Origin of the sequence: Neiella litorisoli, assembly GCF_014773395.1 — a bacterium.
Taxonomy (GTDB): Bacteria; Pseudomonadota; Gammaproteobacteria; order Enterobacterales; family Neiellaceae; genus Neiella; species Neiella litorisoli.
In genome coordinates this window covers 1-18,239 of the sequence record NZ_JACXAF010000021.1, presented here as the reverse complement: position 1 = coordinate 18,239, position 18,239 = coordinate 1, and the positions used below count along the sequence as shown (strand labels likewise).

The 18,239-nt window shown below is 50.5% G+C and carries 14 protein-coding genes and 5 tRNA genes; 6 read left to right on the top strand and 13 right to left on the bottom strand.

The annotated features are described in order from the left end of the window. Positions 1–76 precede the first annotated feature (76 nt). Positions 77–715, bottom strand: a complete 639-nt coding sequence (locus IC617_RS14690) for a hypothetical protein (RefSeq protein ID WP_191145742.1) — start codon at positions 713–715, stop codon at positions 77–79. Positions 716–888: 173 nt separating this feature from the next. Here IC617_RS14690 and IC617_RS14685 point away from each other — a divergent pair, with 173 nt between their 5' ends. The 3 genes from IC617_RS14685 (at position 889) to IC617_RS14675 (ending at position 2,499) form a co-directional block, all read left to right on the top strand. Continuing rightward, positions 889–1,134, top strand: coding sequence for a hypothetical protein (locus IC617_RS14685; RefSeq protein ID WP_191145741.1), 246 nt, complete (start codon positions 889–891; stop codon positions 1,132–1,134). Positions 1,135–1,197: 63 nt separating this feature from the next. Then, positions 1,198–1,566 carry a dihydroneopterin triphosphate 2'-epimerase gene (gene folX / locus IC617_RS14680; protein ID WP_191145740.1) on the top strand — a complete coding sequence of 123 codons (369 nt, stop codon included), beginning with the start codon at positions 1,198–1,200 and terminating at the stop codon, positions 1,564–1,566. A 27-nt stretch (positions 1,567–1,593) separates the two neighbouring features. Next, positions 1,594–2,499, top strand: a complete 906-nt coding sequence (locus IC617_RS14675; protein ID WP_191145739.1) for a TIGR01777 family oxidoreductase — start codon at positions 1,594–1,596, stop codon at positions 2,497–2,499. On the opposite strand, the gene IC617_RS14670 is transcribed toward IC617_RS14675, so the two are convergent. The 3 genes from IC617_RS14670 to IC617_RS14660 form a co-directional block, all read right to left on the bottom strand. After that, complete coding sequence (locus IC617_RS14670; protein WP_224746036.1) at positions 2,496–3,554, bottom strand: glycosyl hydrolase family 17 protein; 1,059 nt, start codon at positions 3,552–3,554, stop codon at positions 2,496–2,498. The two genes, IC617_RS14675 and IC617_RS14670, sit on opposite strands and share 4 nt — an antisense overlap. A gap of 114 nt (positions 3,555–3,668) precedes the next feature. Continuing rightward, on the bottom strand, positions 3,669–6,149 hold the full coding sequence (locus tag IC617_RS14665; protein WP_191145738.1) for an ABC transporter permease: 2,481 nt from the start codon (positions 6,147–6,149) through the stop codon (positions 3,669–3,671). Continuing rightward, entirely contained in the window at positions 6,146–6,838 is a 693-nt protein-coding gene (locus IC617_RS14660) for an ABC transporter ATP-binding protein (RefSeq protein ID WP_191145737.1), read from the bottom strand. Before IC617_RS14660 ends, IC617_RS14665 begins: the two co-directional genes overlap by 4 nt. On the opposite strand from IC617_RS14660, the gene IC617_RS14655 reads away from it, so the two are divergent. Beyond that, positions 6,837–7,460, top strand: a complete 624-nt coding sequence (locus IC617_RS14655) for an arylesterase (protein ID WP_191145736.1) — start codon at positions 6,837–6,839, stop codon at positions 7,458–7,460. The two genes, IC617_RS14660 and IC617_RS14655, sit on opposite strands and share 2 nt — an antisense overlap. A 265-nt stretch (positions 7,461–7,725) precedes the next feature. Continuing rightward, complete coding sequence (locus IC617_RS14650; protein WP_191145735.1) at positions 7,726–8,031, top strand: DUF3718 domain-containing protein; 306 nt, start codon at positions 7,726–7,728, stop codon at positions 8,029–8,031. A 60-nt stretch (positions 8,032–8,091) separates the two neighbouring features. Here the strand turns inward: IC617_RS14650 and IC617_RS14645 are convergent, their stop codons facing one another. After that, complete coding sequence (locus tag IC617_RS14645; RefSeq protein ID WP_191145734.1) at positions 8,092–10,107, bottom strand: methyl-accepting chemotaxis protein; 2,016 nt, start codon at positions 10,105–10,107, stop codon at positions 8,092–8,094. 608 nt (positions 10,108–10,715) lie between these two features. Between IC617_RS14645 and IC617_RS14640 the strand changes: the two genes are divergently transcribed. After that, positions 10,716–11,057 (top strand): DUF3718 domain-containing protein, encoded by a 342-nt coding sequence (locus tag IC617_RS14640; RefSeq protein WP_191145733.1) that lies wholly within the window; start codon positions 10,716–10,718, stop codon positions 11,055–11,057. 183 nt (positions 11,058–11,240) lie between these two features. Here IC617_RS14640 and IC617_RS14635 read toward each other — a convergent pair. From IC617_RS14635 to IC617_RS14600, 8 genes are all read right to left on the bottom strand, one after another. After that, a tRNA-Ala gene (locus IC617_RS14635) sits at positions 11,241–11,316 on the bottom strand. A 9-nt stretch (positions 11,317–11,325) separates the two neighbouring features. After that, positions 11,326–11,401 (bottom strand) — tRNA-Glu (locus IC617_RS14630). A gap of 95 nt (positions 11,402–11,496) precedes the next feature. Beyond that, positions 11,497–11,572: transfer RNA gene (locus IC617_RS14625), tRNA-Glu, on the bottom strand. A gap of 97 nt (positions 11,573–11,669) precedes the next feature. Next, positions 11,670–11,745 (bottom strand) — tRNA-Glu (locus IC617_RS14620). Between the two features lie 104 nt (positions 11,746–11,849). Continuing rightward, positions 11,850–11,925: transfer RNA gene (locus tag IC617_RS14615), tRNA-Ala, on the bottom strand. 152 nt (positions 11,926–12,077) lie between these two features. After that, the gene (locus IC617_RS14610; RefSeq protein ID WP_191145732.1) at positions 12,078–15,191 is read right to left on the bottom strand and encodes an efflux RND transporter permease subunit; all 3,114 of its coding nucleotides are present in this window, start codon (positions 15,189–15,191) and stop codon (positions 12,078–12,080) included. A 2-nt stretch (positions 15,192–15,193) separates the two neighbouring features. Continuing rightward, on the bottom strand, positions 15,194–16,525 hold the full coding sequence (locus tag IC617_RS14605) for an efflux RND transporter periplasmic adaptor subunit (RefSeq protein ID WP_191145731.1): 1,332 nt from the start codon (positions 16,523–16,525) through the stop codon (positions 15,194–15,196). Next, a complete protein-coding gene (locus tag IC617_RS14600; protein ID WP_191145730.1) occupies positions 16,518–17,954 on the bottom strand; it encodes a TolC family protein in 1,437 nt (478 codons plus the stop codon). The genes IC617_RS14605 and IC617_RS14600 overlap by 8 nt, the downstream gene beginning before the upstream one ends. Positions 17,955–18,239: the final 285 nt, after the last annotated feature.

The following is an 18,239-nucleotide window of genomic DNA, read 5'->3' as shown; positions in this document are numbered from 1 at the left end:
GATGTCCTGAACGATATTTTAACTGGCGTTTTCGGCCAAACTTGAAGCAACGGCTTATTCATTAACATCAATCGCCTTATTGCTGCTTGGCTTTTTTATGATGAGCAATAATGGCTTGCTCAAGACGCGCGATCTCTTGCTCCGACAACTCACCCGATTCAATCAAGCTGGCAATGTGCTCCACATATTGATGCTGCATTTTGGCTAAAAAGCCCTGCGCCTGTTGTTCGGCTTCAGCAGCCATAGCAGCGGCATCGTCGCTTAGCTCTCCCATATTTTGTTCGAGCTTGCGTTGGTATTCATCGCCATGCTGCTGCAATTCTTGCTGCAAATCCGACAAATCTTCACCGAGTGATTTCAGCAAATGGTCGAGCGCATCGACACTGCGACTGAGACTTGGCGAAATTGGCTCTGGTGGTGGCGGCTCAATGCCTTCAAGCATTTCGATCACCTCTAAGCGTAACTCCCGGGGTAGCGGAGCCAACGACTTAGCCAGTTCATCGCGGTCGCCTAATACACTCGCTGGCAACTCAAACTGATAGCTGTTCTGGGATGACACAACCTCAATCACCATCTGTTCTGATTTGGGAAATTCAACGGATAGATTGGTCAATGTTTCTGGCTCTGAGCAACCAACAAGAGCGCTAATAACAACAACGAATGACAGCGTTTTGGCATGTTGCCAAGCTGACTGAAAAGCATTGAATGGATTCATAAAGGGTCCTGATTTAGCCACTGGCGGCAACAAGGTGATGTCGACTCAGTATACCTATGGATGTTTCTCTACCCAACCGTCATCAAGTGTTAGCGAGCAAACAAACTATGCATCTGCGGCTGTCATTTGATAGGTTATGCCAATCCATCATAAAACTGCTCAGGGAAGAAATTATGTCTGGTACTACTCTTGCGTTTTTGATTGTTGTCACCGTGGTCTTTGGCGGCGGCATCTTGCGCCTAATCGAGAAGCAGATGCGCTTTAAAGACGCGCCAAAGCTCAAAGAGCTCGAAGCAAAACTCACCGAAATCGAGCAAACCACCATCGCCAGTTTGCAGCAACGGATCCAAGTGCTGGAAAAAATCGTAACGGATGAAGGATATGAGTTGCGCAAAACCATTAACAAGCTGGATCAATAGCATTGGTTGAGGCCGCTCAATCTTCTCGTCTAATCACGATCCAGCACACACTAAGGACTAACTATGCAGGGCGCCATTGCCACCATTCGGATTAAAAATCTTCGACTTCGTACCTACATCGGCATCAAACAAGAAGAAATTGAAAACAAACAAGACGTGGTTGTGAACGTCACCATCAACTACCCAGCAGACAATGCAACCGAATCAGACAACATGGATGATGCCCTCAACTATCGCACCATTACCAAGAAAATCATTGCCTTGATTGAATCAAACCGGTTTTCGTTGCTGGAAAAATTGACCGCCGATGTCCTAGCCATCGCCACCGAGCATGCTTGGGTGGAGAGCGCATCGGTGGAAATCGACAAGCCCCATGCGCTGCGATTTGCCGATTCCGTTTCGATGAGCTTGAGTTATCACAAGCCCAAATAACATAACCACCAGCGGGGGTAGCAAACCATGCGTATTTTAGTGACAGGCGGTACCGGATTTATTGGCCAACATCTGATTGCTAAGCTACCCCAAGACAGCCAGATCACCGTGCTTAGCCGCCGCCCTGAACACGCCAAACAACTATTCGGAGCGAGAGTAACGGCACTTCAAGCGTTACCAGAGAGTGGTGAATTCGAGCACTATGATGCGGTCATCAACCTTGCCGGCGAGCCCATTGCCGATAAGCGCTGGAGTCCACAGCAAAAACGTAAGATCTGCGATAGCCGCTGGCAATTAACCGAACAGCTCGCCAGCGCGATTGCCACATGCACCAATCCGCCAGTATTCATCAGTGGCTCTGCCATCGGCTTTTATGGCGATCAACAGCAACGACCAATTGACGAGTCAAGCGACATTGACCAGCACACTCTGACCGACGATTTTGCTCATCAGGTTTGTGCTGAGTGGGAGCAACGCGCCAATCGCGTCAGCCAGCACACTCGAGTCTGCATCGTCCGCACTGGTATTGTATTGGCACCCGGTTTCGGCGCTTTGAAAAAAATGCTCCCCGCTTATCGGTTGGGGCTTGGCGGCCCAATGGGATCGGGTCAGCAATTTATGAGTTGGATCCACATCGACGATATGGTCAATTTACTGCTGTTTCTGCTCAACAATAATGAGGCCAGTGGTATCTACAACGCCACCGCGCCCAATCCGGTCAGCAATCGCCAGTTCAGCAGCCAATTGGCAGCGACGCTCCATCGCCCCCATTTGTTTTTTACCCCAGCATTTGTTCTCAAGTTGGCTTTTGGCGAAATGGCCAACTTGCTACTCACTGGGCAACAAGTAAAGCCAACGCGATTACTCGACGCTGGCTTTCAATTTCAATTTGCTGATTTAACTGACGCGCTGGAGGATTTACTACGCCACTAATCGCGTTCGGCTAGTGTTGGGAAATAAGCGGCCACCGCTTGTTTAGGGGTTCGGTCAGAGCGGAAGATGCCCCAGTTTTTCTCCGCGATGCCATCGGGTTTGTCCTCACCACCCTTCCATTTTTCATCAAATGCTTCAAACAGAAACGAGGCGATTTGACGCTGCTCTAGCCAAGCAGTGTACTCTTGCAAAAAGACCGCTTGCGCCCGTTCGCTGGCCTCTCCGATGATTAAACGCTCATCGCCATTGCTCGAAATTGAACTAGTCGCCCAACCCGATTCGCCCAGCACGATTTGCTTATCAGGGTAGCGAGCCTGAATATCATCATAGATGTTGGCCGTCCAACTGACTGCATTGTCCAACGTCTGCGAGTTCCACATGGCATAAGCGTGCAGGACAATGAAATCCAACTCCGCGGCAATTGCCTGACTCCAAGGCTTGTTCCAGAAATTATAGTCATCCGCTAATGTCACGGGCACATTAACCGCCTGCTTGATTTGGTGGATCCAGCCAATGTACTGGTCATAATCTTGCTGGCCGAACTTATGCCATGACCAATCGACAAAAATTTCATTGCCAGCATTTACCGCCACGATGATCTCGGGGTACTCGTTGGCAAGCCGGATCACTTCATCGATTTGTTCTTGATTTTTTTGTTCAGTTTGATGACCAGATAACCAAGCACCTTGCATTACTCGCACCGGCAGCTGATGTTTTTTAATCACCCGCAACACTTGTTCGCTTGCTGGATCGGCACCATACATACGGATCAGATGCCATGATTTTGTGCCCTTGGCCGTCAAAATCGTCAAGTCTTCGAGAATGTCAGCTTCGCTGCTGACACTGGCTTTATGGGGGCTCTCGCCATCTCGATAAGAACCATAGGAAATACCCAAGCCAATCCATTGACCATCAATCGTCGGGTTAAACACCTGCTGTGGCTGATTGTCTTGGGCTGGAGTTGCTGACGACTTCTGATCAGCTTCCGAAGTCATGCCACAACCAGCGAGCAATAAAACTGAAGCAAAACTTAAACTAGCAATTAATTTCATCATGTAAGCGCTTTCTTGAGAATTTGAGCGCAATAGTAGAGCAAGCCCGATCAGAATAATGTGATCCCATTTGAAGAAGCAGCACTTGGCTCTGTGGTCACCAAGTGCTGTATCCGCTTAGCCGCCGCTGATCTGCTGTCGTAAGCGGCTGAGCGCGCCTTCTCGCAGCATCCGTCGACACTGCAGCCAGCCAATGGTGGTAATGATCCCTGCGGCAAATCCTGGTCCCAATAGCCACAAGCTAAAGTGTGGTTGAGCGGAAAGCTTAAATAACAGCACAAACACACCTGCGAGCAGCATTTCACTGGCGATCACCGCAACGCCACCGGCGATCAATCCCAGCACCAAAAATTCAAACAAAGTACTTCGAATCAATACCGCACGCCCCGCTCCAAGGGTTTGCATGGTGATCAGCTCCTGTTGACGGGCATCCATACCCGCCCGCACCTGAGCAATCAGCAATAGTCCAGCCGCAGCGGTCACCAAAACTAACACCACCGTCATCGCCATCGAGGACTGTTTTAAAATCGATTCAACCCGAGCAATGGCTTCATCGACGTCAATCAGGGTGACATTCGGAAAAGCCCGAATCAGATCGGCCGCCAGCGATTTTTGTCGCTCAGCCAGATGAAAGCTGGCCAGATAACTGGCCGCAAATGGCGCCAATACATCGTCCGAAAGGATCATATAAAAGTTGGGTCGCATGCTATTCCAGTCCACTTGCCGCAGGCTGGTCACCGTTGCCGAGGCAGCAACACCTGCGATATCAAACGTCAGCACATCGCCCATTTCGATATCCAACCGCTCAGCCAAGCGGCTTTCAACAGAAACTTCGCCCTTGCCTGTTAAAAAGGTGCCCTGCTCGATTTCATTCCCTTCGGGTAAATCGGCGCGCATGGTCAGACTCAACTCACGGCGAATACTGCGGCGGGCAATTTCATCGTCTTTGCTAACCAGTTGCTGAATCGGCTCACCATTAATCGCGTCCAGCCGCCCCCGCACGATCGGATACATATAGCTGGTGCCGATCCCTTGTTGGCTTAACCAGTCATTAAAGCCCGCAACCTGATGCTGCTGAATATTAAGGGCAAAGCGATTCGCCGCCCCTTCGGGCATCTGGTTGCGCCACTGGTCAATTAAATCACCACGCACATAGTAAATACTCATCACCATCAGGCTGGCCAAGGTAAAACCAGCCAACAATAAACGGTTTTCTGTCATTCGCCGTTGCACATTGCGAACGGCTAATCGCCAGCTCAGTTTTTGCCCTTGCGACAACCGGCTGAGCGCCGCGATCAGCGCCAAGCTTGCAAGAGCAACCAGCACAATGCTGAGCGCCCCAGCCACCAGCAGCAACACCGCCAGCAACCAGCTTTTGGCAAAGCTCAGCAGCAGCGCGAATACCGCCAGCAATTGCAGCACTCGCCAGAGCCAGCTTGGTTTCAAGTTCAGCGCGCCATAACCTTGGATCAGTGCACTTGAGGGGGTCGCCAGCAGCTGTTTAAACGGCTGCCAGCAAAACAGAACGCAGCCACCACAAGCGGCAACAATGCTCAACAGCGCCGCCGAGGCAACAAGCTGCACTTCAAGGTTGGGCATAACTGTTGCGATTTGCTCTGCAAGCATCACCAGCAACCCCTGAGCTGCGCCAATGCCTGCAATGATGGCCGTGATAAAGACACTGATCATCAGCAAACTGTAGCGCGCAATCAAATCGCGGCGCGCTTGGCCAAAGGCTTTCAGTAAAGCCACTTCGCGCCGCTGGCGCTCGGTGAAGCGCTGACAAATCACCGCCATCGCCGCCAATGTCAGCAGTACGGTTAACAGGCCAGCCAAACGAAGAAAGGTATCGGAGCGCTTTAACGCACCGGACAATGCGAAGTCGTCATCGCTAACCCCTCGATAACGATAGATCTCTGGCAATTGCGGTTTCAGCCACTGATCAAAAGCCGATAATTGCTCGTCGTCGCCGGTGAGCAGATAACGGTAGGCTAAGCGACTACCCGGCTGAACGATGCCAGTCGCGTCAACATCATCTAATCGCATCAGTAGCGATGGCAAATTGCCGAATACGCTCAAGCCACTGTCAGGCTCTCGGATAATCCAGCCTTTGAGGGTAAATTGAGCTTGCCCCAATTCAATTTGATCGCCGAGCTCAACGCTTAATAATTCACGTAAACGTTGATCGGCATAAACAACGCCAGATTCAGGAAGCGTTGCTGTCATGCCGCTTGCCGTTTGCACTCTCAGCTCGCCTTTCGCTGGGTAGTGTTCATCGACAGCCTTGGTTGACACTAGCTGCATCGGCGCATCTAGCGACTCACCAGCAAACACCATGGAATTGAATAGCCATTGCTCGCTAATATCGAGCTGTTGCGACTCAGCCTTGGCTAACCATTCAGGCTGAGCCGGACGGGTCGCACTGAGAATGCGATCGGCCCCCATTAGCTCGGCGCTGGTTTTGATCAAGGATTGCTGCATCAACACGCCCACAGACGTCAGGCTGTAGCAGGCGAAGATCGCCAACGACACCGAGATAAACAGCAACCAAGTTTCAGTTTGGCGCCAGTGTTGCCAGATTGCTTTCAGCGCATTCATGGCGTGATCTCCGCCAGCACGCCAGCTTGCATGCGATATTGAAACTGACACTGCTGCGCTAAGCCGTTGTCGTGGGTGACTAAAATCAGCGTGGTTTGCTGCTCTGCATGGGTGTTAAACAACAATTCGTTGACCGCTAAACCCGTTTGGCTATCTAGATTACCGGTCGGCTCATCGGCAAACACCAACTTGGGATCGGTGACAAAAGCGCGCGCAATGGCAACCCGTTGCTGCTCGCCGCCTGATAGCTCAGACGGTTTATGACTCGCTCGGCTAGCCAGACCGACTTTTTCCAGCCATGCCATGGCGCGATCTTTGGCATCAGCCATGCCGTTAAGCTCTGCAGGCAGCATCACGTTTTCCACCGCCGTTAAAGCTGGCAGTAGCATAAAGGATTGAAATACGAAGCCTACCTGCCCGGCACGTACGGCCGCTCGGCCATCTTCATCGAGGTTATCAATTCGCTGACCAAGCAGGTTCATTTGGCCGCTCGATGGCCGGTCAAGGCCAGCTAACAAACTCAACAAGGTTGACTTCCCCGACCCCGACGCACCAACCACACTGGCGGTGGTTCCTGACTTGACTTTCAATTCAGTGGGTTGAAGTATGGTGAGTTTATGTGCCTCAGTGGCAACCTGTTTGCTGATGCCGTCAGCATGCAATACGAATTCCGGAGTTTGGTACGTCATGTGGAAAAGTCTTCTCGCTTGTTTGTTGTTTTTCTCTTCAACGTCATTTGCCGCCACTGTGCTCATTTATGGCGACAGTTTAAGTGCCGGTTACGGCCTCGAGCCTGAACAAGCCTGGCCGTCACTGGTTGCCAAACGCTGGCAGCAGCAACCTTGGCAGGTGGTCAACGCCAGCGTCAGTGGCGAAACCACCCAAGGCGGCCTCGCTCGCTTAGCAACCACCCTGAAAGCTCATCAACCGACGCTGGTATTTCTGCAACTCGGCGCCAATGATGGGCTGCGCGGCTATCGTCTTACTGACAGTAAAGCCAACCTTAATCGCATGATTGACTTAATCGAACAACAAGGCGCCGAGGTCATTTTGGCCGAAATCATGATCCCACCCAATTATGGGCCTCGCTACAGCCAAGCATTCACCGCCATGTTTACTGACATAGCACAGCAACAAGAAATTGAATTATTGCCATTTTTTCTGCAAACAATTGCGATTAAGCCCGACTTAATGCAAGCCGATGGGCTGCATCCTAATGCCTCGGCTCAACCGCTGATCGCTGACATCATAGAACCTGTGTTGCGCCGTCATATCAAGTCGAACCAAGGCAAAAATGACGTTCAAATGTAACCAGTTATAAATGGCCGGCCCGAAAAAACACATTCTGCGACTTAGAATAATCACTTTAAATCCAGCATTGTCGGGCCTTAGCCAGCCATTTCAGTGATTGCATACAACATACACATGTTTCACCGACACATTCACTCATTGTGTCGACATCCAATCTCACATTCTTCTCTCTACACTCTGCGCCATGGATAACTTCCTAGGCCACTTACCTGATCTGTCAAATCAATGCGGCCGCTAATCAACAACAGCTATGGAGAGAATTGTCATGATGAAGAAACTTGCTATCAGCGCACTGACCACCACCTTAGTGATCGGTTCCCAAGTGCAGGCCGCGATGGATCCCTACGTCGAAAAAGCGCTACAAGATGTTTGTCATTCGGCAACAAGTAATCGCGTTGCTGCGCTTCGTGAAACCATCAAAGCGTACCGTTTAGAAGTGGAAGATGTTGCCAATAAAGTGGTTTGCAACGGTTTGCCCATTGCCGAGTTTGCCGCCGAGCACAACTCCGACACCATTGCCCAATACCTCAATCAACGACTTGATAGTGGCCAAGTGTTAGCCATGAATTAAGTAACAGTCGTAGATGGATAGATATAAGGCTCACTGTTTGAACCAGTGAGCCTTATTTGGTTATTTGAGTTGAAATTCCGAAATGTGCTGATGCAGCATGGCCGCCGTTTGCTGCAAGCGCTGAGTGGATCGTGTGGTCTCCTCGGTTTTACCTTGAATCCCCCGACTATCATCCGATAGCGACGTCACCCGCTCATTGATTTCTTCCGCCACCGAGGTTTGCTCTTCGGTTGCGGTGGCAATTTGAATCGACTGCGCCATGATTTGGTCGAGCTCGACTTTCATCGATTCCAGCGCTGCCGAATTCGATTCAACAATGGTCACCGCACGAGTATTCTCTTGCTGTAGCGAGCTCATATTGGCGGTCACGGACTTTGATTCGGCTTGCAATTTTTCAATCTGGCTGCGAATCGTTTCGGTCGATTCTTGAGTACGATAAGCAAGGCTTCTGACCTCATCAGCCACCACCGCAAATCCACGGCCTTGTTCACCGGCGCGAGCCGCCTCAATGGCCGCATTCAAGGCCAATAGATTGGTCTGTTCAGCAATGCCCTGAATCATGGTCGCAACATCGGTGATCGCTTCGGTTTCTTTCACCAAGCGCATCATCACTTCTTGCGTATTGCCCAGCTCAACGGTCAAGCTATCCATGATTTCGCGGCTGGCTTGAGCATTTTCAAAGCTGGTCACCGACGACTGATGAGCGCGCTCCACCGCTTCTGACGATTGCGACGCCATGCTCGCAACTTCATTGATGGTGCTGGACATTTCATTAATCGCCACCGAAATACTCTCGGTCGCTTTGAACTGGTGCTCAGACAAGCCCACCGATTGCTCCATCAACATGGTCATCGAATCACTGGTGTCGTGAATGCTGTCAGCTTCTTCCTGAACATTGACCAGCGCCTGACGCAAGCGGCCTAGCAACTCATCAAACACCTGACTGAGTTCGCTCAGCTCATCCTTACCGCTGGTATCCAGAGTTACCGTCATGTCTTTGTCTTGCGCGACTTGGCGGAATACTCGGACCAGCCCAGAAAGCGGTTGGGTAATGCTCTTGGCAATCGTTGTCGACAAGAACACCACCACCACTAGAATGGCGACTCCCAGCACAGTGGCGCGAATGGCAACCGATTCAGCCTCATCAATCAGTTGATCCTTCGTGCGAATTAATTCATCAACAACTTGGCTGATGGCTTCGTCAAAGGCGTCAAACTGAACTTGGCTTAAGCGCTCCAAATCAACACCCGGATCAATTTGCAACGGCTTATTCTGGGTCTGATAGACGTTCGAGCGCGCTTTCAGAGCAACATCATCCCAGCGCTTCTGGTTGGCACTGTTCATCATGGCAGTTAAGGCCGCTGCAGACTCGGCTGTCGCAAAGCTAAAAAAGCGCACGTATGCTTTATTGTATTTTTGATAACCGCTCATGATCTCGCCAAAGATATAAATATCGAGGGCATTATCTTTGGCAAGGCCAATCATACTATTGTGGAACGTCGCTTCGACGTTCATGGCGATTAAATCAGTGTAAGCATTTGCAATTCGAGACACTTGCTCCTGCTGGGCAGCAACCACTGCAACTTGGCTCATCGAATCAGCAACTTTACGCACCATTTCATTAAAGAAGTACATGGTGTGAATATCACCACCAACTTTACTTTTGAATGCGCCATTCTTATGTAGTTTTTGATCGGCCGATTGCCGCACATACTGCATGCGCTCAATCAGTGGCAAAAAGATCTCAATATCATTCATCAACGCTTGGTACGTACTCAGCGTGCTCCGATTGTCCTCAATAAACTGAAGAAAGTTACGCTGATTTGACTCAGCTTGGCGCCGCTTCGCCAACATTTGCTGTTTAGCATTGGCAACGCTACTTCCCTGACTATCTAGGTAAATCCGCGTGTAAAAGGACTCTTGCAATGAAGCCGTAATGAATGGATAAGCCACATCGGCATAGTCCAATGCGGTATTGAGTTGCTGTAACTTATTGATTTGTTCCCGAGATTCCAGCACCGACTGCAATGACAGTCCGGCAATTGCCAATAACGGCAATAGGATCAGGAGGATCATTCTTGTTTGTATTTTTAACGATCGAAAATGTCGCATATAACTACCCGATATCGCCCTAGCCTTGCTACTCAGAGCGATATCAAACCACACCTAACGGTCATTAATCCGAGACTTGGCACAAAGTTTATTGTTAACAACATACATTAATTATTAAAAGCGTGGCGTAGTTAACAATGATGCAACATCAAGCTAGCAAAAAAAGGCGAATGGGTATCGAGCATAAGGCTAATACCCCTAACAGATGAAAGGTTTAAATTGGGCGATCAACCGTTCGGCGATGCAGAGCCGATCGTAAGATCACACCGATGAGAAGTTGCTTGATGAGGAATATGTCAAGGCTGATTCAATGATTGTCAGCAACAAATAGCAAGGTTTATCTGGTCAAAATGTAACCAATCATGAGTCTAGGTAACCATTTGTAAATGCGAGAATGCTTATCAATTAGCAGAGCGCGGCGCTAGCTTGCTGAGTATAGGAGCATTTAACAAAGTTGCATGCAATATACCCTAAATACCCGTGCTTTTATGTTACATGTGGCAACACCCAGAATCGCCGTTTTCGACTTTACTAGACGTGTCAGCAACCAACCAACAAGCTGGAGACACACAATGAACAAGGTATGTTTGACAGTCGCTGCGGCGACCATGGGTATGGCATCCGTTGCAACATCAACAGCAGCGATGGACCCGTATGTGGAAAACGCATTAGTCGATATTTGCCTAAGCAGTCAAAGCAATCGCGTCCACACGTTTAAGAGCACCGTGGCTAGCTACCGCATTGACATGCAATTAGTCGCCAATAATGTTGTTTGTAATGGTGAAGACATTGGCAGCTTTGCCGCTGAAGCCGGCGCCGACAGAACGGCTAACTATATTCGCAGTCGCCAAGAAGGTTATGTAGAGGTTCGCGATATCGCACAAAAATTGGCGGTCAGCGTGCCCCAAGCCTAACACTATAAATGACGACAACTGCGACCCAGTGAAAAACCAGAACCGCGGTTCTGGTTTTTTGTTGCCTATATCGAAAACCAACCCATGCCAACACGAGCTGACGAAGCCAACAGCAATAGGTGTTACAAAACGGGTGTTTTAGAGCAAAGAAGATAAACTAAAGAAGATTGCGCATAGAGAATTTGGTGGAGCTACGCGGGATCGAACCGCGGACCTCTTGCATGCCATGCAAGCGCTCTCCCAGCTGAGCTATAGCCCCAGAAAGAAATGGTATCCCGTAGGGGATTCGAACCCCTGTTGCCGCCGTGAAAGGGCGGAGTCCTAGGCCTCTAGACGAACGGGACACACAAGTAGTGCGACCTTTTTACGTCTGCCAGAGCAAACGCTGGCCTAAACGCATCGATTCAGTTCAGATACGAAGAACTTTCCTAAAAGGAAATGGTATCCCGTAGGGGATTCGAACCCCTGTTGCCGCCGTGAAAGGGCGGAGTCCTAGGCCTCTAGACGAACGGGACACACAGTAGTGCGACCTTTTTTACGTCTGCCAGAGCAAACGCAGGCCTAAACATATCGATTTAGCTCAGATACGAAGAGCTTTCCTACTGGAAAAAGTGGTATCCCGTAGGGGATTCGAACCCCTGTTGCCGCCGTGAAAGGGCGGAGTCCTAGGCCTCTAGACGAACGGGACACACGAAAATTGTGTCGTTTTACATCAACTTTTTCTCGTATTGAGAGAGGCGCCTAATTCCTCGTTGATGGTTTGCAGCGGACAAGTCCAATGCAAACGAAATTTGGTGGAGCTAGGCAGGATCGAACTGCCGACCTCTTGCATGCCATGCAAGCGCTCTCCCAGCTGAGCTATAGCCCCAAACGGCTGACTTGAGAGCGGATATGAACCCTAGCCCTCAAGAGCGAGGCGCATTCTAAGCAGCCAGCCTTTTAGTGTCAACACTAATTTTAATAATGCTGAAATGTTTCTCGAATTTGCTCAAACTCCGAGCAATCCAGCGCTTCGGCGAGCTACAGGTCATTGCTTTTATTCCCCAAAGGATAATAGTCACTGGCCTGAAACTGGCGCCATAAATCCCGCACTTCCAAGCTAGCCACATACAAGCAAGGAACAAAAACCAAGGTAATGACAGTGGCAAGCAATACCCCATAAGCCAGCGACACCACCATAGGCACCAAAAACTTAGCCTGCACACTATTGGCCCACATCATCGGCAGCAAGCCAATAAAGGTCGTCAGTGAGGTCAGCACAATAGGCCGGAAACGCAGCTTACCGGCGGCAATCACAGCATCTACTGCGCTCTGCCCCTTTGCGCGGAGCCGGTTGATGGCATCAACCAACACCAAATTATCGTTAATCACCACTCCTGCAGCGGCTAAGATGCCCAGCATGGAAAACATCGAATACACAGTGCCATGAAGCAAATGGCCAGCAATCGCCCCCATAAAGGCAAACGGCACCGCCGATAGAATCAGCAGCGGTTGCATATAGGAGCGAAATGCGATGGCCATCAGCATGTAGGACACCAACAACGCCAAGCCTTCTAAACGCATGACAGTGGCAATGAAATCATCGCGCTCCTGACCGCGATCACCAGAGCCAAACTTTACTTCCGGATGACGTTTTTGCCATTCAGGAATGAAGTTGTCACGAATATCGCGATTGACACTGTATTGGTCGGTACCACCGTATTCGGCTCGTAACGTGGCCACTTTTTCGCCATCGCGTCGGTAGATACGCTGGACGCCGGGGCGCTCGCTGACATCAACCACGCTCAATAGCGGAATTTCACGGCCGTCTTTGGTACGAATTCGCATGTGCTGCAAGGTATCAATCGATTCACGCTCTTGTTTGGAGTAGCGCACTTTGACCCGAACATCACCGGTCCAAGTCGCCAGCCGATCGACTTCCTGACCAAAATAAGCCTGTTTGACCTGCTTCGACACATCGCGCAAGGTGATGCCGAGTTGCTCTGCACCCGGCTTCAATGCGAACACCATTTCGGTGCTGCCTTTGTCCATTGAATCTCGCACCAGATTAATGCCCTGATACTTGGTCAGATGATGTTTTAAATCATCCAGCGCCAGTCGCAAGGCATCGGTATCGTTGGAGCGAATCCGGAAGCTGATTTTCGGCGAACTGGTATTCATGCTTGAACGAAATTCGATTTCCTCAGCATCGGGAATATCGCCAATTAAAGCTTGAAGAGTGTCGGATGCCTGCTCAATGGTCATGGCGCGCTGTTCGGCCCCAACCAATTTCAGCTCACTCATCACCCGAGTGCCCCAAACCTGGTTGTAGACATGCTCCACTAATTCGCCGCCGCTGGCCTCAACCTCGTCAATCAGTTGCTCGCTGCCGCGGTTGATTTGCTGCAGCACCTGCTCGGTGCGCTCATAGCTGGTATTGGCTGGCAAGGTCACCATCAGACGAATTTTGTCGCCGCTGATTTGCGGCATGAATGACTGCTGCACATAGTTGTTGTTGAGCAAGCTCATGCTGATCAGCAACATCCCGATAAACGCCGTAATAACGCCATATTTGTGGGCCAGCAGCCAGACAATAAAGCGACCATAGACAAAGTTCGCCACATACTGCATGCCATTGGCAATCCGCATTTGTAGACGACTGAATACGGATGGTTGAGCCGCTGTTGGTTTGCTTTTTAAATGCCGCAAATGGGATGGCAAAATGAGCAGCGCTTCAAAGAGTGAGAACGCCAGTGCCAACACCACCACTAAGGAAATCGAGCGCGTATACTCGGCGGTGCTGCCTGGCAGAAAAGCCATTGGCGCAAACACCACCATGGTCGTGAGTACCCCAAACAATACGGGCTTGGCGACCTCGCTGACTCCTTTGATAGCCGCTTCGTCGCCTTCTAAGCCCGACTCGTTGGCTAGATGAATGCTCTCGCCGATGACGATGGCATCATCAACCACAATGCCAATCACCATCAAAAAGGCGAACAACGACAGCATGTTCAACGACACATCGACGCTCGGCAACAGTGCAAACGATGCGGCGAACGCCACGCCAATACCAACACTAACCCAAAGTGCCACTGTGCGCTGTAAAAACAGCATCAATAAAATGAACACCAGAATTAAGCCGGAGGTAGCGCTATTTAAAATCGTCGATAACCGAGACTGATAGGAATCGTTCCAGTTTTCCCACAGCGTCAGCTTGAGTGTCGGCGGCAATTGTCGCCGTTTTTCGGCCAGATATTCCTCGACGCTGGCGCTCATTTTGACGATGTTCATGTAATCGGCGTTCATCACTTCAATCAACACCGCTTGCTCACCATCGAATACCGAGCGATTGCGGGCTTCCTGCACATCGTATTTGACGTCAGCGACATCCCCCAGATAAAGCGTGGCACCATTGGCTGAGCGGCGCAGCACAATGTCTTCAAACTGCTGCTGATGCTCGGCTCGGCTGCGAATGGTCAACTGCAAGCTGCCGGCATCATCGCGGATCATGCCTGACGATGAGTTTAATGAGCTGTTTCGAATGGCTGTGGCAATATCATCAAAACTGAGGTTGTAGAGGCGCATTTTCTGCTCAGAAATTTCGATCGACACCTCTTCTTTATTCGCGCCTTCAAGCCGTACGGTTGAAATTAGCGGTAACGCGGCAATTTCATTTTGGATTTGCACCGCAAGTCGATTGAGCGTTTGTCGGTCGGCATTGCCATGCAGGGCAATGCGCATCATTTCTTGGCGATTGACTCGCTCACTGACTCGCGGCCGGTCAGCGTCCCCCGGAAGCGAGTTCACCGCGTTGATTTTCTCCCTCACGCTGTCAGCAAACTGCCTTTTATCAACACTCTCTTTACCTTCAACCCTCACCGATGCAGACCCCTCGCGCGCCACCGAGGTGATGCTTTTGACATCTTCAACGCTTTTCAGGGCTTGCTCGAAACGAATCAGGATTTGCTCTTCAATGTCTTTCGGCCCCGCTCCCGGCCACGACATGCGAATATCCATAATGGGTTGTTTAACCATTGGAAATGGCTCTTTTTCAACCGCAAAGAAGTAACTCAGTAAGCCTGCAACAACCAACGCGACCATGGACAAATTTGCCGCGATAGGATTTTTAACCCACCAACGTAGCACTGACGTCATCGTTAAATATCTCCCGCCAGCTTGCCTTTGCGTAGTTCACGTTCAAGCTTTGCTGCGCGAACGGCTTTATCGCCTTTGCCCTTTTGCTCTCGCTTCTTCGGCACAATCTGGGTTTGCTCACTGGCAAGTTGATGCTCCAATGGCGAAATGGATTGTTCATTGGTCGGTCTCAAGCGCATCCCGATAGTGGCAATCGGCAAGCTAGAGGTGATCACACGGCTATCAGGTGCCAAGCCTTTAACCCAAGCCCTGCCCTGATCTTTGCTGATGATGGTGACGTCTGTGACCGCCAGTCGATTATCGGCATCGGCCAGCCAAATTTTGTTTTTATTGCGCAACGCCTTGCGCGGAATAACCGCCAAATCGGCCATCGACTGCCCTTTGATCAGGGCATTGACAAACAAACCGGCGAGTAATGGTGGCTGGTCGCTTGCTGGGTTATTCAGGCCATAAGGATCAGGCACCTCAACCACGAGTTGCACGGTTCGGGTTTTAGGATCAATGAGCCCCGAGCTTCGAACCACCTTGCCCTGCCAACTGACCTGCCGCGGCCCCATTTGGCTGGACAGCTCAACCTCGTAGCGAGATTCAGTAAAATTACTGCCATAGTTCAACGGCATGGCCAGTAACTGCATGTCTGACAAACTCAGCGACAGGGCTACTTCCATGAGATCATTGGCGAACATTTTGCCCAGATTGCTATTGCGGCTCACCAACTGGCCGATGCTGACCGACTCCGACTCAATAATGCCGTTGAACGGGGCCAAAATTCGGGTCCGGCTCAGCGCCAACTCGGCTTGAGCCAATGCTGCTTTGGCTGACTCAAGATCGGCCTCGGCATAGTTCAGTTGTGGAATACCGCGGGCCAGCTCCGATGCCTCATGTCGCCCTAACTCCATCAATTCCCGTTGGGCGCTGTGCGCTTGGGCATGGGCTTTGGTAAATTTTTCAGCCGCTTGAGCAACTTTTGCTTTGGCCTGAATAACACTGAGCTGGTAGTCTTTGGTCTCCAATTGCACCAGCACATCGCCCTGACGAACTTGGCCACCGTTGACAAAGTTCGGGTGCACCGCAACGACTTGACCTTCCACTCTGGCTTTGAGCTGGACCGAGCTTTTCGGCGTCGCTACGCCCTGCGCAACCACCTGCATGACATGCTCGCCAACCGCTACTTTTTGCACAAACACTTGGGTACGCTTTGGCTTTCCTTGGCGCGCTTCGGGAACCGGCTTATTGATATCAAGGAGCATCAAAACCAAATAGACCAGAACGGCAATCACCACCACTGACAGCGCTCGTTTGGCGATCACCGAATATTTGAAAGAATTAACCACTGACATGTTCCTTTAACTCCGGCCCACCCTCATGATGAGAAGACTGAGGGGCTGACAACGCCCGAGTATTTTGCTGAGATAACAGTTCTTGCTCATTGACGATGCCAATCGCCAGCATTAACGAAATTCGATTTTTCAAGCGCGCAATATTGGCAACGATCAACGCATTTTCATTGGTAATGCTACTGCGTTGAGTGGCCAGTAGCTCGAAGCTGGTAGCCAGCCCTAACTCATAATCTTGCTCTGTTTTGACTTCCGCCGCTTGTGCCTCAATGAGCGCCTCGGTTAGCAACACCTGACGCTCTGCCAAAAATTGCTCTTGGGTCAGGTTGTTTTCAATTTCCTGCCAGGCTTGTAACAAGCTTTGCTGTAACCGAGACAAAGCGATGTCTGCCGCCGCCTGTTTGCGCTCGACTTGCGCTTGTAACTCGCCGCGATAAAAAATCGGCTGCACTAAGGCCCCGGTGACGGAGCCAAGCCAATGGTTGAGATCAAACAGATCGGCAAAGCGCTCCTCGCTGGCGCCATAGTTGGCATTGAATGAGATTCGCGGCAGTTTCGCTTTTTCTGCGGCGTCGACTTCAAAACCGGCAGCCCGAACGGCTAACACGGCGGCTTCAATATCGGGCCGATTGAGCAAAATTGATTGTGGACTGTTGAGCACAGGCAACGGCAGCAGCTCAGGCAATTGAGTATTGACGGCGATGTTTCCATTTGGATACTGCGCCAACAACAATTGCAATCGACGCTTATCTGCTTTCAGGGAAATCTTTGAACTGGCTAAGTTAGCCCGCAAGCCCGCCAACGTATTGCGGCCATTACGAACATCGACGGAAGTCACCAACCCCAGATCCAAGCGCCGCTCCGATAGCGCCAAACGTCGCTGCTGAACCACAATGTTGCGCTCAATCAGCGCCTGCCGCTGCGTGGTTTCAATGACATCAAGCCAAGCAGACAATACTTGCCCTTGAATCGAAAGCTGCAACGCTCGCCAGTCAAGCTCGCTGATGCGTGCATTGAGCTCGGCAGAAGAAGATAAATCAGCCAAGCGCTGCCACAAATCCAGCTCCCAACTGGCACTCACGGCAAGGCTTGAAACATCACGTGATCGCTTGTTGCCATTGTCATCATATTGGCGATGGGATTGACTCGCACGAATATCGAATTCGGGCAGCAGCGCGGCTTCTCTGGCTTGGACATCGGCGTTGGCCTGTCGCAATCGAGCCACAGCAATTTCGATTGAATAGTTATTGTCGAGAGCTAATTGCAGAAATTCACTACTTTGCGGCGATAAACGAATGCCCCAGCGCGAATCAAAATCGATTGCCTGTTCGGCATCACCATGGGGCTGCTGCCATTGCTCTGGAGCAAGCTGTGATGACTGCTCGATTAACTGCTGATCAGAAGGCGCATGAGATGAGCAACTCACTACCCCTATTAGGGTAACGATCCAGCCGATTTGCTTAGCGCGGTGAAACCACATGGCGGTATTGGCAGTTCCTGATTGAAAAGTGAAAGAAAAGCATTGTAATCAATGTGCTTATTCACTGGCGTGTGAATAGCGCTAAATTTGATGTAAACAATTGTAAAGTTCGCCAATAAAAAACCCGGCAAATGCCCTGTCTTTCATACACAAATCCCTCGATGCAGATCGGGGGATTTTTTTTGAACTCATATTGCTTTTGCTGATCACAATAATTCACTCTATGCCAAG